At 46.8% G+C, this 15,540-nt stretch carries 15 protein-coding genes; 6 read left to right on the top strand and 9 right to left on the bottom strand.

Features of this window, described 5'->3' with window-relative positions; genetic code table 11:
• Positions 1 to 6 precede the first annotated feature (6 nt).
• A complete protein-coding gene (locus BLW34_RS07035; protein ID WP_090542517.1) occupies positions 7 to 345 on the top strand; it encodes a YraN family protein in 339 nt (112 codons plus the stop codon).
• A gap of 1 nt (position 346) precedes the next feature.
• Here BLW34_RS07035 and BLW34_RS07030 read toward each other — a convergent pair whose 3' ends face one another.
• Complete coding sequence (locus BLW34_RS07030; protein WP_177165979.1) at positions 347 to 1,087, bottom strand: pteridine reductase; 741 nt, start codon at positions 1,085 to 1,087, stop codon at positions 347 to 349.
• A gap of 84 nt (positions 1,088 to 1,171) precedes the next feature.
• Between BLW34_RS07030 and BLW34_RS07025 the strand changes: the two genes are divergently transcribed.
• The gene (locus BLW34_RS07025; protein WP_090577446.1) at positions 1,172 to 2,356 is read left to right on the top strand and encodes a class I SAM-dependent methyltransferase; all 1,185 of its coding nucleotides are present in this window, start codon (positions 1,172 to 1,174) and stop codon (positions 2,354 to 2,356) included.
• A gap of 4 nt (positions 2,357 to 2,360) precedes the next feature.
• On the opposite strand, the gene BLW34_RS07020 is transcribed toward BLW34_RS07025, so the two are convergent.
• From BLW34_RS07020 to BLW34_RS07000, 5 genes are all read right to left on the bottom strand, one after another.
• Positions 2,361 to 3,080 carry a phosphorylase family protein gene (locus BLW34_RS07020; protein ID WP_090577443.1) on the bottom strand — a complete coding sequence of 240 codons (720 nt, stop codon included), beginning with the start codon at positions 3,078 to 3,080 and terminating at the stop codon, positions 2,361 to 2,363.
• A complete protein-coding gene (shc, locus tag BLW34_RS07015) occupies positions 3,080 to 5,056 on the bottom strand; it encodes a squalene--hopene cyclase (RefSeq protein ID WP_090577440.1) in 1,977 nt (658 codons plus the stop codon). Before shc ends, BLW34_RS07020 begins: the two co-directional genes overlap by 1 nt.
• A gap of 159 nt (positions 5,057 to 5,215) precedes the next feature.
• Positions 5,216 to 5,905: an MlaA family lipoprotein gene (locus BLW34_RS07010; RefSeq protein WP_256203652.1), complete on the bottom strand. Its 690-nt coding sequence runs from the start codon at positions 5,903 to 5,905 to the stop codon at positions 5,216 to 5,218.
• Positions 5,906 to 6,101: 196 nt separating this feature from the next.
• A complete protein-coding gene (hpnA, locus tag BLW34_RS07005) occupies positions 6,102 to 7,118 on the bottom strand; it encodes a hopanoid-associated sugar epimerase (protein ID WP_090577434.1) in 1,017 nt (338 codons plus the stop codon).
• Positions 7,119 to 7,259: 141 nt separating this feature from the next.
• A complete protein-coding gene (locus BLW34_RS07000; protein ID WP_090542529.1) occupies positions 7,260 to 7,868 on the bottom strand; it encodes a MotA/TolQ/ExbB proton channel family protein in 609 nt (202 codons plus the stop codon).
• A gap of 416 nt (positions 7,869 to 8,284) precedes the next feature.
• On the opposite strand from BLW34_RS07000, the gene xseA reads away from it, so the two are divergent.
• From xseA to BLW34_RS06980, 4 genes are all read left to right on the top strand, one after another.
• On the top strand, positions 8,285 to 9,628 hold the full coding sequence (gene xseA, locus BLW34_RS06995) for an exodeoxyribonuclease VII large subunit (protein ID WP_090577431.1): 1,344 nt from the start codon (positions 8,285 to 8,287) through the stop codon (positions 9,626 to 9,628).
• 109 nt (positions 9,629 to 9,737) lie between these two features.
• Complete coding sequence (locus tag BLW34_RS06990; RefSeq protein ID WP_090577428.1) at positions 9,738 to 10,112, top strand: DUF423 domain-containing protein; 375 nt, start codon at positions 9,738 to 9,740, stop codon at positions 10,110 to 10,112.
• A gap of 32 nt (positions 10,113 to 10,144) precedes the next feature.
• Positions 10,145 to 11,341: a THUMP domain-containing class I SAM-dependent RNA methyltransferase gene (locus BLW34_RS06985; RefSeq protein WP_090577425.1), complete on the top strand. Its 1,197-nt coding sequence runs from the start codon at positions 10,145 to 10,147 to the stop codon at positions 11,339 to 11,341.
• A gap of 74 nt (positions 11,342 to 11,415) precedes the next feature.
• Entirely contained in the window at positions 11,416 to 11,892 is a 477-nt protein-coding gene (locus BLW34_RS06980; protein ID WP_090577421.1) for a disulfide bond formation protein B, read from the top strand.
• A 105-nt stretch (positions 11,893 to 11,997) separates the two neighbouring features.
• On the opposite strand, the gene xerD is transcribed toward BLW34_RS06980, so the two are convergent.
• The 3 genes from xerD to htpG all read right to left on the bottom strand — a co-directional run bounded on the left by xerD (position 11,998) and on the right by htpG (position 15,435).
• Complete coding sequence (xerD, locus tag BLW34_RS06975; protein ID WP_090577418.1) at positions 11,998 to 12,909, bottom strand: site-specific tyrosine recombinase XerD; 912 nt, start codon at positions 12,907 to 12,909, stop codon at positions 11,998 to 12,000.
• The gene (locus tag BLW34_RS06970) at positions 12,906 to 13,412 is read right to left on the bottom strand and encodes a methylated-DNA--[protein]-cysteine S-methyltransferase (RefSeq protein ID WP_090577415.1); all 507 of its coding nucleotides are present in this window, start codon (positions 13,410 to 13,412) and stop codon (positions 12,906 to 12,908) included. The genes xerD and BLW34_RS06970 overlap by 4 nt, the downstream gene beginning before the upstream one ends.
• Positions 13,413 to 13,512: 100 nt before the next feature.
• A complete protein-coding gene (gene htpG, locus BLW34_RS06965) occupies positions 13,513 to 15,435 on the bottom strand; it encodes a molecular chaperone HtpG (protein WP_090577412.1) in 1,923 nt (640 codons plus the stop codon).
• Positions 15,436 to 15,540 lie beyond the last annotated feature (105 nt).

The raw sequence follows: 15,540 nt of genomic DNA, 5'->3' as shown, positions 1-15,540 counted from the left end.
GTCATCATGAAAGGAAGTAGCGCAGAACACCTGGCCGCTCTGTTCCTGCAACGCCAGCACCTGATTTTGCTTGAAAAAAACTATCGTTGCCGTTTCGGTGAAATCGATCTGATCATGCGTGATGGCGCAACGTTGGTTTTTGTCGAAGTCAGAATGCGATCAAGCAATTGGTTTGGCGGCGCTGCAGCCAGTATTACAACGGCCAAGCAAGCCAAACTTATCCGCGCTGCCCGGCACTACCTGTCTGGACTTAATACCCTCCCTCCCTGCCGGTTCGATGCTGTGCTGCTGACGGGCCATCATAGTCAGGAGATAGAATGGATTAAGGATGCATTTGGCGAATGAGTTACAAATTAATACTGCGCCCGCCATCCACTGCGATAATCTGACCGGTAATAAACGGCGCATCCGCAATCAAGAAATGCACGGCCCTGGCAATATCCTCAGGTTCTCCCATACGCTTGAGCAACGTCCTGTCTATGATCTCCTTGCGCAACGATTTATCGATCCATTCCTCATGCTCTGGCCACAAAATAGGGCCTGGTGATACGCCATTGACGCGAATGAGCGGCGCAAGCTCCAATGCGAGCGATCGGGTAAGCGCAGCCAACCCGCCTTTGGCTGCATTATAAATCACATAATTTTTCAAAGGCTGTTCCACGTGAATATCCACGATATTGACAATACAACCATGCCGCTTTTCCAGATAAGGCACCGCTGCCTGCGATAAAAACAAGGGTGCTTTAAGATTGCTGCCCATCAAATCCACCCAAGCTTGTTCAGTAAGTTGGCCGATCGGTGTAGGGAAAAAGCTCGAAGCATTGTTCACCAAGGCATCCAGTTTACCGAATCGCCGTACGGTCTCCTCAATCAAATCCGGTAATCGATCAATATCCAGCAGATCAGCCTGAATCAGCGCAACCGAATCGGGGCGGGTTTGTTCGAGGGTTTGTCGTAACATTTGCGCGTCATTCTGTGAAGAACGGTAATGCACCATCAGATTTGCACCCTGGGCATGCAGCTTACAACAAATAGCCGCTCCGACGCGCTTGGCTCCGCCTGTGACCAGAATAACTTTATTTTTCACAGTCATCCGCTTTTCCCCTTTTACATACGCTACACTTAGCTATTACCTTTTTTCACAATCTACCATAAAACTGCTTCACTCTAGATGCCTACCGTTACTTTACCTACCCCCAGTGAAACCGCACTCCAATACAGCCACGCATTACAAAATGCGATTCGCACAAGAATCAATGCTGCAGGTGGTTGGATTTCTTTTGCCGATTTTATGGAAGCGGCGCTCTACACGCCTGGCATGGGTTACTACAGTGCTGGCGCCGCCAAACTCGGTCAAGCCGGGGATTTTGTCACGGCGCCAGAAATATCTTCATTATTTGGCAAAACCATTGCGCGACAGGCTGCTCAGGTATTCGAGCTGATCGGTCACAACGATATTCTGGAATTTGGTGCAGGCTCCGGCAAGCTGGCGCTCGATTTGCTGCTTGAACTGGAACAGCGAGGTTGTTTACCCAAACGATACTTTATCCTCGAAGTCAGCGCTGATTTACAGCAGCGACAACGCGAATTATTCGAAAAATACGCGTCACATCTTGTTTCATCCATTCATTGGCTAACCTGTCTCCCGAATGAATTTAACGGCCTCATCCTGGCCAATGAAGTGCTCGATGCTATGCCAGTCCATCTGGTGGTGTGGCAAAATCATCATGTCTATGAGAGGGGGGTTAGCTGCAATCAGCAAGCTTTTGAATGGCAGGAACGCCCTTTGATTGGCGGAGAGCTGTTTGAAATTGCCCAGGAATTAATACCATTCAGAGATGCGATGGATCACGATTCATTCCGCTACGCCAGCGAGATCAGCCTGGCCACTCGGCATTTCATGCGCAGTCTGGCGCAGATACTCCGCCAGGGGGTGATTCTGCTGATTGACTATGGGTTCGGACAAAGCGAGTATTATCACCCCCAACGCAGTCAGGGAACGCTGATGTGTCATTACCGACACCATGCGCATGATGATCCCTTTTATTTACCAGGATTGCAAGATATCACCAGTCACGTTGACTTTAGCGCAATCAGCCGAGTTGCGCTGGATAGTGATCTCCAATTACTTGGCTACACCAACCAAGCGCACTTCCTGATCAACTGCGGCATCACTGAGATTTTGTCTCGTATACCCGCGGACAATACCCATCAATATTTGCCATTGGCCAATCAATTACAAAGATTGGTCAGTCCCGCTGAAATGGGTGAATTATTCAAGGTAATCACCTTTGGCAGGCAGATTGATCAATCGCTCATGGGATTTAGCCGCGGTGACAAAAGCCGGTTATTATAAAAAATCAATATTGAGGCGAGAATGCGCCACCCAGCTCGGTATCAGCATGCTTTACCACTGACAGAAGCGTGGCACAGGCCGCACGCATGCTCGGGGCAAGACGCAGCAAAGTAGTTACATTAACAGACCGGCGAAGGAGCAAAGTCAGCAAATGCAGCGTATTGACACTACCATCAGGATAGACCGCACCCAATAAGGTCGGTGGCGGTGAAAATTCGACGGGATCAGTAATGGCACGCACCGCTACAAATGGAATACCCGCATTGGCCGCGATCTCGGCAATAGCCCCACTTTCCATATCGACCGCGCACGCACCATTTTTTGCAGAAAACTCCCGTTTCTCGGCTTCCGAAGTCAAGACCTGATGACTGGTAGCCAATGTGCCTCCAGCAACCTTCACATGCTTAGGCAGATGATGCATGATGCGTGCACGCCATTCCAAGGCGACAGGATGCAAATATTCCGCATGAATGCGTTCAGGGAGGACAAGGTCGCCGGGGCGCAAGGTTTCATCCAGCGCGCCAGCTACACCAAAGCTCATGAGCGCCGATACGCCTCTATCGCGCAGCCCAGCTGCTGCTTGCCGGGCGGCATCGTTTCCCATACCACATACCCAGATTGCGGTACCTTCTCTAAGGTGCACCATTTCGTTGAAAGGTAACCTGCGCGGCGTGATACATTTCGCTTCCAAGCGCATTGCGGTGACAATACCTACCAGACTCACTAAGTTTGCTCCCCAGTCAGCGCACGATATCGTATCAACGCCCACAGCGGGAAATATTTTGAATAACCATGATATTTCAGATAAAACACCCGTGGAAAGCCTGGTGCCGTAAACCATGGTTCATACCATAATCCATCAGCGCTCTGTATCTCCATCAAATATTTAATCCCTTTCTGCACTGCATCACTGCGTACTTCTCCGGCAGCCATCAGTCCGAGTAATGCCCACGCAGTCTGGAACGAAGTGCTCTGTTCGAACTGTCCGGCTCGCTCGGGATCTAAATACGTGTCATTAGTTTCACCCCAGCCACCATCATCACGTTGAACGGATTTCAACCACTGAACCGCGCGGCGTATAGCCAGATGCTCCATATCGACGCTGGCGAGTCGCATGGCTTCCAGCACAGACCAGGTGCCATAAATATAATTGCTTCCCCATCGCCCAAACCAGGCGCCATTGGGTTCCTGTTCTCTAAATAAATAGGCCAGTCCGCGCTCTACTACTTGCTTATGCCGTTGATCGCCATGCATGGCCAGAAAACCGCTACAGCGAGCGGTCACATCACTGGAAGGAGGATCAAGCAAAGCACCGTGATCAGCAAAAGGAACTTCGTTCAGATAATAATAAGTATTATCAATGTCGAAAGCGGCAAATCCACCATTACTTGATTGCATGCCCGCCAACCACTCTGCCGCACGCGTCTTACTTACCTGATAGTCAACGTGATCAGCCTGATGTAACGCCCAGGCTACTGCCGCAGTATCATCCAGATCCGGGTAATGCGGGTTAGCATACTGAAATGCCCAGCCACCACCTGGCAAATCCGGACGGCTCTCGCGCCAGTCTCCGGGTGCATCGAGTATTTGATTAGGAATGAGCCAATCAAGAGCGCGTCGAATGGGCTGCTGGTCTGCGTCTCGATCTTCCTGTAAGGCAAGACAGGTCAAAACGGTGTCCCAAACTGGCGAAGTGCAAGGTTGGCACCATGCGCGCTCACCTTCATCCACCAGCAAGCCCTGAAGCGCCAAGCGGCATTGCTGGCGATAAGGATGATCATAATCGTAGCCAAGCAGCGCCAGCGCCTCATAGGCGTTAACCATGGCAGGAAAAATTGCTCCCAGACCACATACTCCGTTGAGCCGCTCGATCATCCACTGTTCTGCAAGATATAAAGCCTTTTTCCGTATAAAGGATGGAATCAGGGGTTCAAGTTTCGAGCCAAAACGCTCTAAACACAAAAGCAACCGATTAAGCGGAGTACGGACTGGAAAATAGTTCTGTTCCTCTTCAGGTGGCACCGTAAATAATTCCTGGACATGAATATTCCTTGGATTAGCTGCCTTGGCTTTCAAAGAACACAGAATAGAAAGCGGGATCATGACGGTACGCGACCAGTACGCCACTTTACTGAGATGAAAAGGAAACCAGCGCGGAAACAAAATGATCTCTGCGGGAACGAATGGAACACCACGCCAGGGAATCTGGCCATACATGGCGAGCATTAATCGGGTAAATACATTGGCGCGTGCTGCCCCGCCATGTGTCAGAATAGCAGACTGGGCACGTACCATATGCGGTGCTTCGGGAGAATCTCCGACAAGCTTCAATGCATAATAGGCCTTGACGCTGCAGCTTTGATCAAATGCGCCACCATAATAAAGTGGCCAGCCACCATGTGTCATATCTTGTTGTTCACGAATGAAGCGAGCCAGTTTGTTTTCCAAAGTGACATCCACTTCATCCATGAAATGCATCATCAGGATATATTCGGCGGGAATCGTACAATCTGCTTCCAAGGGAAAACACCAGTGACCATCTTTTTTTTGTAAAGCAAGCAGTGTGTTGCGTGCTGAAGAGATTGTATTACTCAACCTTGATGTATTAATTCCGTCTACAGTTGTATTGCTTGATTTCAACCATTGACCTATCAAAGCTGTCTTTTTTATACTGATAAAGTCAAAGATTTGTTGTGACATTCTAGACATAGATATTAGAACCTATATTCAACATATTGAAATATATTCATTTTATAAGAAATTCTTTTCTGCTATTCGGTTTAAATACAAAACTCAGATATCCGGTTGAGAATAACGAAATAGTATTGAGCGCGACAATAAATCACTCATGAAACTGATTTATTTAGCATTATTATCCCCTATCTCTTCATCCTCCTCTTCAAGGAGAAGATCATTATAGCGACCAGAAGGAGGGTTACCATCATGAATCAAAAATTCACGTTGCTGCAAATAACCCTCGCGGACAAACAAATAGGGATCCAAAGCCGATTGATCACGAATTTTCATGGGCCCTGAAAGTCTTGCCCGTTTGTCCACCACTCTCAAAAAAAGAAGAGGAACCAGGGCAGGTCCACTGATCACATAACTTGCAAAAAACAATGCATCAGCGAAGAAACTAACCGGCAAATCCGCTATATCGCGACGATTACTTGGCCCATAAACAGGGATAAAAATATAAGAACCACTGCTTAGACCCCAAACAGCCAATGTCTGCCCGAAATCCTCGTTATTTTCCTTAAAGCCCATATGGCCTGCCATATCAGCAAGTCCAAATAAGCCAATGGTTGAATTGATCACAAAGCGTAGACTGTCTTCAAACCCCTGACGTACTTTTCCCTGTAGAAAAGCATTCAATGCCACATTAGGATAAGCAAGGTTTCGATAAAAATTCCCAATAGGACGTTGTATGGCATGAGGAACATGCTCGAGATAAACATCTGCCACAGGCTCTAAAATATTCCGGTCAATCACATCTGTAAACCAATAGGATTTACGATTAGTGGATTCATAAGGATCACCCGCATCCATACCGTACTCGTTCTTTGGCGTAGAAGCGCAGCCTGTACAGAGAATAATCAGGAAATATAGCAATATAACTGCAAAATGACTTTGTCTCATATCCAGAAATAGATTTTTATCTTACTAAAGTATATGACCTGGATAGCAGCCATTTAAATACCTTGCAGAAAAAACGAAACAGAATTCGATAAGCATGGATTATCAACTATTTTAGTTGTTGCGGTAAGGAACGCGTCACGTACCCTTCTTTAACCAGCCATTCAATTTGGTCGACCAGCGCCTGGCGTATTGGGGTTTGCTTGAAACCCAATTCTTGCACGGCTTTATCGCTCTCAAAAACCATGGAACGTGCTGCGAGTCTGACACCTGTCAATGGCGCCTGGGGAGGTTTACGAGTGATATAGTCAGCGGTCAATTCAGAAAGCACTCCCACAATTAAGGCTAGCCAGTGAGGAATGCGGAATTTTGGCATGGCTAAGCCAGTGATCTCCTCAATCATTAGCAGCAAATTGCCCAAAGTCAGATTCTCATTGCCCAGAATATAACGCTCTCCTGGACGTCCATGCTGAGCTGCCAGAATATGCCCTCTGGCGACATCCCGTACATCCACCATATTAAATTTACAATCGAGATAGGCTGGTATTTTACAGTTTAGAAAATCTAGAATCATGCGTGTGGGGGGAGTAATCCTACGATCTCCAGGGCCTATCGGTAATGTCGGAGAAACGATCACTACCGGCAATCCACCCTTTGCAGCCTTGAAAGCTGCTTGCTCCGCAAGAAATTTTGAACGGCAATAAGGGCCAGGCATTTCATTCAGTTCTCGCATGACCGATGAATCAATAGGGCGATCTCCTTGGCGCCTGCCAGTCAGAATCGACTCGGTAGAAGTATATACCACCACTTCCAGATCTGCTCGCGCCGCTTCTGACAATACAGTACACGTCCCTTCGTAATTCACCTGCTTGAACAAACGCTTGTCTTGCGCCCATAAATTCGGATTTGCTGCCAGGTGATAGAGGCGCTGCACACCTTTTAGGGCACGGCGTACCCTATCGGCATCGTTCACAGAGCCTTGTATCACTTCCACATCACTTGGTAGAGATACATCTGCAAGCTCTAATACTTTCACTGCTTCGCCTTGTTCCAGCAATTGCCTCACTAGATGCGTCCCAATAAAGCCTCCTCCCCCAGTAACAAGGGAACAACCACGATTTGACAAAACAACTCCTTTAAATCAGATACTAGACAAAATAGTGCAACTTTCATGACAAAACAGAAGCAGTAAAGAAAGCTTGGCCAAATTTCCGCTTTGGCTGTAATCACAACGACTGAATTTAGCCTATATCATGTCTTGCCTTGTTTAAATTTGTCGCTCACCGTGGACGATCTCAACCAATTTTAAAGCTTGCAATTCCATTTCCATAACTAGAGCATCTACTTTGGCACGAAAATGCCGGTAAAAGATTATGCTCGGTATCGCCACAAGTATGCCAAACGCAGCATTATACAACGCTATAGATATACCATGGGCAAGTTGTGCCGGATTACTCCCTGTGGGCGCATTGGAACCAAAAATTTCGATCATACCAATGAGCGTTCCGAATAACCCCATTAATGGACTCAAGGAAGCAATCGTTCCCAATGTCGTAAGATAACGATCAAGCTCATGTGCCACTCCACGGCCCACTTCTTCAATGGACTCTTTCATAATTTCACGTGAGCTGCCAACATTCCTGAGCCCCGCTACCAAAATACGCCCCAACGGTGAGTTGTTCTGCAGGCGCGACAGCATTTCAGCGCTTATTCCCGTTCTACGATATTCCTGTAACACTCTTGGCAGCAAATCCCGTGGAGCAACCTTACTCTGTCGAAGACTCCATAAGCGCTCACCGATAATGGCAACGGCGACGATGGAAGCAAAAATGATTGGCCATATCGGCCAACCGGCGGCTTGAATGATTGAAAACACGCGTTATTCTCCCAGATAGATAGTGGCATTTAATCTATTCTGCAATTGCAGAATACTTTGTTCAATAGATCCGATAGCTTGCGAAAAACACGAGGATATTAAACGATCAGTTCGATTGCTCAATATTGTCAAAATATAGATGCAAATCAGGCTGTAATGTAGCGTGTCAATGTATTTTCGGCAAGAAAGTGCAGCAGCTTTTCTTGTTCACAATTTCTGTGGATAAGTTTGTGAATAAACTATGGATATAGCGAATAAGTAGCCTTATTAAAACATTATTTTCTAACCTGCCTAATTCTTGGTCTTAATAAAAAATATTTAATAACAATATGTTATATTATGACACTGTTTTCATGGAGATTTTTAGTATGCTAAAGAATGATCAGAAAAAATGTGGATTATTGTAGAATCGTTGCATGAATTTTTCCTTTCAGCCTATTAGCTTTCAGTCAGTATTAAGCGTCACCGAATTAAACCGCTGTGCGAGGGAGATACTAGAGCATACCCTGCCGCTACTATGGATATGTGGTGAAATTTCCAATCTTAAGCAATACCCTTCTGGTCACTGGTACTTTTCTCTTAAGGATACAAACGCCCAAGTACGCTGTGTCATGTTCCATCACAAAAATCAGTATCTGAGCTGGCAACCCAAAGATGGCATGCAAGTAGAGGTTCACGCTTTGGCAACACTTTATGAAGCGCGCGGTGAATTCCAGCTGACCGTTGAGAACATTCGTCGTGCCGGACTAGGACTACTCTATGAAGCATTTGAACGTCTTAAGGCCAAACTGGAGCAAGCTGGATTATTTGATCCAGCTCACAAAAAGGCACTTCCTGGTTTCCCCAGGCAAGTCGGTATCATTACCTCTCTCAATACTGCTGCACTACGTGATGTGTTAACCACCTTGCACCGCCGCATGCCTTCATTACCGGTGATTATTTATCCTGCGCCCGTGCAAGGAGAGGGTGCCGCAGCCAAAATAGCTACTGCGATCCAGTTAGCCGTGAAACGAGCGGAATGTGATGTGTTGATACTTTGCCGTGGTGGCGGATCAATTGAAGACCTATGGGCATTCAACGAGGAAATGGTCGCGCAAGCCATCTATGCTTGCTCAATTCCTATCGTAACAGGTATTGGGCATGAAACCGACTTCACTATTGCCGATTTTGTCGCTGATATTCGCGCACCCACCCCTACAGGCGCCGCACAAATTGTCTCTCCCAATGCTCAAGAAATCTCCAATCACCTGCGCCATTTAAGCCTTCGCATGCAGCATGGAATGCAACGTGGCATTGAACGGCGCATGCAAATGATCGATTTACATGCGCACCGCCTGCTACATCCTGGCGAACGTGTCCTTAATCAACTGAAACACCTCCAACACTTGCGAGAAAGGCTTTCCAATGCCGGGCTAAGGCGTACAGAAGCATGCCGCTGGCAGTTAAGTGAATTTAATCGACGCCTACACGCCAGCACGCCCCATATTCCTTTCCTGCTCAAACAGCAATATGACATGGCGCTCCGATTACGTCGCACTGCCGCGCAGCGTCTCGAAATTCTGAAAAATAATCTTCAGCATCAACAGGCACATCTTACGCATCTCAATCCGCAATCGGTGCTAGCGCGGGGCTATAGCATCACTTATACAGCTGATGGGCAAATCCTGCGCGACTCGGAACGGATTCACTCAGGTGATGATATTCGAGTTACTTTTGCTCAAGGCTGGGCTCAAGCTAAAGTGACTGACACAGGAAAATAGGTCTTTATAGACATTTTTGCAACAGTGATGCAGACTGTGGCAGTCTTGCTTTACCACAAAAATCACCTTACTCTCATTTATTCGCAATTTAAAAGGAATTTAATCGATAATGCCCAGAATCTTTTTCACGCTCGGTACAATCAATGCATTTTTATGCGTCCTCCTCGGGGCTGTGGGTGCCCATGGTTTGAAACACAAACTAGCCACTGACATGCTCGCCACCTTCCAAACGGGCGTGCAATATCACTTTTATCATGCACTGGGGCTGATCCTGATCGGATTGGTATTGCTCAATTTCCCGCACTCGCGGCTGTTGAAGCTGTCAGGTTGGGTCATGTTTGCAGGAATAGTGTTATTTTCAGGCACACTCTACATTGTAAGCCTCACTGGAATACGTGGGCTCGGTATGATCGCGCCGCTGGGTGGTCTATCCTACATGAGCGCCTGGCTACTGTTCGCCTATGCGGCATGGACAGGGAAATAAGAAAACACGATACAATCTAATCGGTTTATTACATGAAGTCTCAGCATTTCTTTGCGCCTTGCCCACGAGGACTTGAATCTGTTCTCGCCACTGAGCTCGCACAACTCAACGCAACAGCCATTCAAACGTCGCAAGGCGGGGTTGCGTTCCAAGGGGATTGGCGCATCGGTTATCGCGCCAATCTGGAAAGCCGTATCGCAAGCCGTATCCTATGGCAAGTTGCCAGTCAACACTACCATAATGAAACTGATATTTATAACATCACCCATGGGCTCCCGTGGCATAAATGGTTTGGACCGGAATTGTCTATTCGGGTCAATTTGGCTGCGATAAAATGCCCGCTGCGTAGCCTGGATTTCGCCACGCTCAGAATCAAGGATGCCATTTGTGACAAATTCCGTAACGCTTGCGGTCAACGCCCGAATGTTGATACCGTCAACCCCGCAATCCGTATTCATGGTTTTCTTGATGCGCAAACATTTACCCTCTATCTGGATACCTCGGGTGATGCGCTGTTTAAACGCGGTTTAAGAAAGAACGCCGGGGAAGCGCCCTTACGTGAGAATCTGGCGGCAGGCATTTTACATCTTGCTGGCTGGCAACCCGGCATTCCACTGCTTGACCCGATGTGTGGCGGTGGTACATTTTTAATGGAAGCAGCCCAAATGGCCTGTCGTATCGCACCAGGATCGGGTCGGCATTTTGCATTTGAAAATTTCAAACTATTGGATGCTGCATTATGGGAGCACCTCAAGCAAGAAGCAGCTCAGGCTCAACAATCACCGCTCACACCCCAACCCATTTTCGGTAGCGATTTATACGGCTATGCCCTCGCCCACGCCCGCAACAATCTGGCTGCTGCAGGATTAATCGATGTCGTTAGTCTGAAGCAAGCCAATGTATTGGAAATCACTGCCCCAACTGCAAGCGGCATCATCGTGACTAACCCGCCTTATGGCGTACGTATTGGTGAGCAAAAAACGCTTGCACAGCTTTATCCCAAACTAGGCGATGTGCTAAAAAAGAAATTTAGTGGCTGGAATGCTTATATTTTTACAGCCGACCCAATGTTACCCAAATCCATACGACTCACTGTATCACGTCGTATTCCCTTATTTAATGGTGCATTGGAATGCCGCTTGCTCGAATATAAAATGGTTGCAGGCAGCATGCGGAAGGATCGGAAAAAAGCAGATGATGCCATACAATCAGGTACGGTTATATCTTAGAAAAGTAATCTCCTACCTCTGCTTATTAACTGTACTTACCTAATTTATTGAGAACACAAGTAAAAGAGAGAAGTATGCGAGCGATCTTTTTGTTGATTTTTCTTGGCTGCGCCGGTTTGATTGGCTATGCGCTGTATCTGCAAGGGGTAGAAGGGCTATTGCCATGCCCACTGTGTGTAGCGCAGCGAATCGCTTATTGGTTTCTGGGATTGACTGCACTATTTGCTTTCCTGCACAATCCCCAAAAAACCGGGCATAGCGTATATAGCAGTCTGATGCTCATTTTTGCATTGCTTGGTGCCACTGTCGCTGGACGGCATGCTTGGCTGATACGTTATCCCGAATCCTTTGAATGTGGTATCAGCCCTGAAGAAGCTTTTCTGAATGCATTACCTATCGCCGAGTGGTGGCCCGGTATGTTCGAAGCCAATGGCGACTGTGCAGATGTCAGCTGGCAGTTTCTATCGCTCACCATTCCAGATTGGTCGCTGATTTCTTTTTTACTGCTGGCTGGAACTGCCGTTTTTCTGTTGATAGCCAAAAGAAGTTAATTCGAGAGCCGCGGGGTGTAATCGCTACAAAACAGTGACTTTGCATGATATTACACAAGTTGCTGATACAATACGTTATCGTTGGTTGTGCGCCCTCTAAACTGACTAGCCTCGAGGATGATGTTTAGCGTGCAGTTGCTTTAGCCTTTCCCGTGCGACGTGGGTATAAATCTGCGTAGTAGAAATATCTGCATGCCCCAGCAAGAGCTGCACGACTCGCAGATCGGCACCGTGATTGAGAAGATGGGTTGCAAAGGCATGGCGCAAGGTATGGGGTGATAACGATCTGATGATACCGGCCTGTTGTGCATGGCGTTTGATGAGATACCAGAACGTCTGGCGTGTCATGGAATCGCTGCGGGCGGTCACGAATAATTTATCTGTCGCTTTGTTACCCAGTAGAGCAGGACGAGCCTTCTTGACATAATCATTGATCCAATAAAGCGCTTCTTCTCCGAGAGGGACCAGGCGTTCTTTACTTCCTTTACCCATCACACGCACTACGCCCATATCCGAGCTGATTTGAGTGACCTTGAGGCTGACGAGCTCTGATACTCGCAGTCCCGTTGCATAAAGCATCTCCAGCATTGCGCGGTCTCGCAAGCCCAATGGTTGGACAATATCTGGCGCACTGAGCAATGCCTCGACTTCTGTTTCAGTTAAGCTCTCGGGCAGATAACGTGGCAGTTTGGGGCTATTGATATTGAGGCTGGGATCAAGCCGAATTTTCCCCTGGCGCAACAAGAAACGATAAAACCGTTTCATACTTGATAATTCGCGACTCGTCGTGCTGGCCTTGGCCAAGGAAGAAACCCTGTTGGCAAGGAATGCCAACAAATCAGCATGGGTTGCTTCTATTAGCGATCTTGCACCTTGGCTTTGCTTAGCTAACCATTCACCCAGTTGCCACAAGTCATTGCGATAACTTGCCAGCGTGTTACGAGATAATCCGTCTTCAAGCCACAGCGTATCGGTGAACTCATCCAATAATTTCGCATTGATATCGGATGGATTCATGTACATTCATGCTTGAGCAGCCAGCGTTTGATATTGAGCGGCATGCCATCGCTCGCATGCATGAACCCCCCTAGGCCACCGTTCTTGGCGATGACACGATGACAAGGAACGATAATGGGAAGTCGGTTGGCACCGCACGCCTGACCCACTGCGCGTGGTGCTGAATGGAGTTGGTGAGCAATATCCGCATAGCTGCGCGTCGATCCGCTAGGAATTTGCTGAATAGCTTGCCATACCCGCTGTTGATGCGATGTACCACCGATATGAAGCAATAGATCAAAAACAAACGCGGGGTCATCCAGATAGGCTAGCAATTGCCGGCAAACCTCTTCTGCGAGTAGGTTGGTCGGCGCAAGTGGAGGAATATCCAACGGCAGATAATCGATATCGGTTAGCCAATCTTCTTCCGTACGTATACCCAATACAGCAAAAGGAGTGACCAATCTTGCCTGGTAATCCTTGGTTAACCTGGATTCCGAGCTTACCTTTGACTTACTACTCATTCGTTCCTCCACTTCAATTCACACGCCCAAACCTCTGATAGCCAGTGGAGGACTAACAACAGAATCATGTCCTCCGACCATCCGTTCTGTATCTCTTTCGTTATTTTCCATTCAGTATGTTCTGCAAGAGCAAATCATTCAGTCTTTTGACAAAAGCTGCTGGATCCTCGAGTTGCCCACCCTCAGCAAGCAATGCCTGATCAAAGAGAATATTGCTCCAATCTGAGAATTTTGCTTCTTCGTATTTTAGGCGCTGTACCATCGGATGGTATGGATTGATTTCTAAAATGGGTTTGGTATTGGGCACCTTCTGCCCCGCAGATTTAAGCAACCGTTCCAGATTACCGCTCATGTCATAAGTATCCACCACTAAACATGCAGGAGATTCGGTCAAACGGAAGGTAATCCGTACATCCTTGATGCGTTCACCCAACACCTCTTTCATTTTCGTGATGAGCTCCTTGTACTCATCTACTTCTTTATCTTGTTCTTTTTTTTCTGCTTCGTCTTCTAGTTTGCCGAGATCGAGGCTACCTTTTGCAACCGATTGAAGTGCCTTACCTGCAAATTCTGACAAATTGGTTACTAGCCATTCATCCACTCGTTCAGACAGCAGCAGGACCTCAATCCCTTTTTTGCGGAATATCTCCAGATGGGGACTGCTTCTCGCTGCTTTCAGGCTATCGGCAGTTACATAATAAATTTTTTCCTGCCCTTCTTTCATACGAGCGATATAATCATCAAAGGATACTGTTTGCTCGTCAGTTTCACTATGCGTCGAAACGAAATGAAGCAGCTTGGCGATACGCTCACGATTGGTATAATCTTCGCCAACCCCTTCCTTCAATACCTGTCCGAATTCCTTCCAGAATGTCTTGAATTTCTCACGATCTTCTTCTTTATCGCTGCTGGCCAGATCCTCGATCAACCCTAGGATTTTTTTCACTGATCCCGCCCGGATATTGTCAATATCCTTTGATTCCTGCAGGATTTCACGCGAAACATTCAGCGGCAAATCATTCGAATCGATGACCCCACGAACAAAACGCAGATAATTGGGGAGTAATTTTTCCGCATCATCCATGATGAAAACGCGCTTAACATACAATTTGATGCCATGACGGCGTTCGCGATCATATAAATCAAATGGCGCACGCGAGGGAATGTAAAGTAACTGCGTGTATTCCTGCTTTCCTTCTACCTTTGAATGAACATAGGCCAGCGGTGGCTCAAAATCGTGGGCTACATGTTTATAAAATTCTTCATACTGTTCTTGCGTAATTTCACTTTTAGAACGCGCCCATAACGCACTTGCCTGATTGATGGTTTCATCTTCATCGGTAATCTTATATTCATTGCTTTCTTGCGACCATTCCTCCTTTTTCATCACAATCGGTAAAGTGATATGGTCAGAATATCGGCGAATGATCGATTTCAATCGAAAACCGCTCGACAACTCATCTTCATTTTCTCGTAAATGCAGAATAATTTGAGTACCACGATCTTTTTTCTCTACTGTTTCCAGCGTGTAATCTCCCTCACCAGTCGATTCCCAGCAAACTCCATGCTCAGATGTCAAGCCAGCACGCCGTGTAATCAGTGTCACTTTATCTGCTACGATGAACGCAGAATAGAAACCCACTCCAAACTGCCCGATCAAATGTGCATCTTTGGCTTGATCGCCAGTTAATGAATTAAAAAATTCACGGGTTCCCGATTTGGCAATCGTACCAATATTATCGATGACTTCCTGCCTAGACATGCCAATACCATTATCAGAAATAGTAATCGTGCGCGCCTCCTTGTCATAGCTAATACGAATTTTCAATTCTGTATCGTTTTCATACAAAGCAGCATCTGTTAGCCCTTCGAAGCGTAGCTTGTCAGCAGCATCTGAGGCATTAGAAATCAACTCACGTAGAAATATTTCCTTATTGCTGTATAAGGAATGGATCATTAGCTTTAGAAGCTGTTTAGCTTCAGCTTGAAAACTCATATGTTCTTTGTTTATTGCAGCCTGCATAGTTTTCTCCTTAAAAAATGCGGTAACATTGTGGGGATGAATTAATAAATTTCAAGTCACTCATATAAAAGTGCATAGTCATTGATAATTCCTTAAATTTTTTCC

It is taken from the genome of Nitrosomonas sp. Nm58, from assembly GCF_900107335.1.
Classification (GTDB): domain Bacteria; phylum Pseudomonadota; class Gammaproteobacteria; order Burkholderiales; family Nitrosomonadaceae; genus Nitrosomonas.
Note: the sequence above shows the minus strand (reverse complement) of the source record. Positions and strands in the feature narration are given on the sequence as shown.

Coding starts and splice junctions, on each gene's coding strand:
- BLW34_RS07035 (WP_090542517.1), top strand. CDS start 7: ATGAAAGGAAGTAGCGCAGAACACCTGGCCGCTCTGTTCCTGCAACGC.
- BLW34_RS07025 (WP_090577446.1), top strand. CDS start 1,172: ATGCCTACCGTTACTTTACCTACCCCCAGTGAAACCGCACTCCAATAC.
- shc (WP_090577440.1), bottom strand. CDS start 5,056: ATGTCACAACAAATCTTTGACTTTATCAGTATAAAAAAGACAGCTTTG.
- BLW34_RS07010 (WP_256203652.1), bottom strand. CDS start 5,905: ATGGATGCGGGTGATCCTTATGAATCCACTAATCGTAAATCCTATTGG.
- xseA (WP_090577431.1), top strand. CDS start 8,285: ATGAATTTTTCCTTTCAGCCTATTAGCTTTCAGTCAGTATTAAGCGTC.
- BLW34_RS06990 (WP_090577428.1), top strand. CDS start 9,738: ATGCCCAGAATCTTTTTCACGCTCGGTACAATCAATGCATTTTTATGC.
- BLW34_RS06985 (WP_090577425.1), top strand. CDS start 10,145: ATGAAGTCTCAGCATTTCTTTGCGCCTTGCCCACGAGGACTTGAATCT.
- BLW34_RS06980 (WP_090577421.1), top strand. CDS start 11,416: ATGCGAGCGATCTTTTTGTTGATTTTTCTTGGCTGCGCCGGTTTGATT.
- xerD (WP_090577418.1), bottom strand. CDS start 12,909: ATGAATCCATCCGATATCAATGCGAAATTATTGGATGAGTTCACCGAT.
- BLW34_RS06970 (WP_090577415.1), bottom strand. CDS start 13,412: ATGAGTAGTAAGTCAAAGGTAAGCTCGGAATCCAGGTTAACCAAGGAT.
- htpG (WP_090577412.1), bottom strand. CDS start 15,435: ATGCAGGCTGCAATAAACAAAGAACATATGAGTTTTCAAGCTGAAGCT.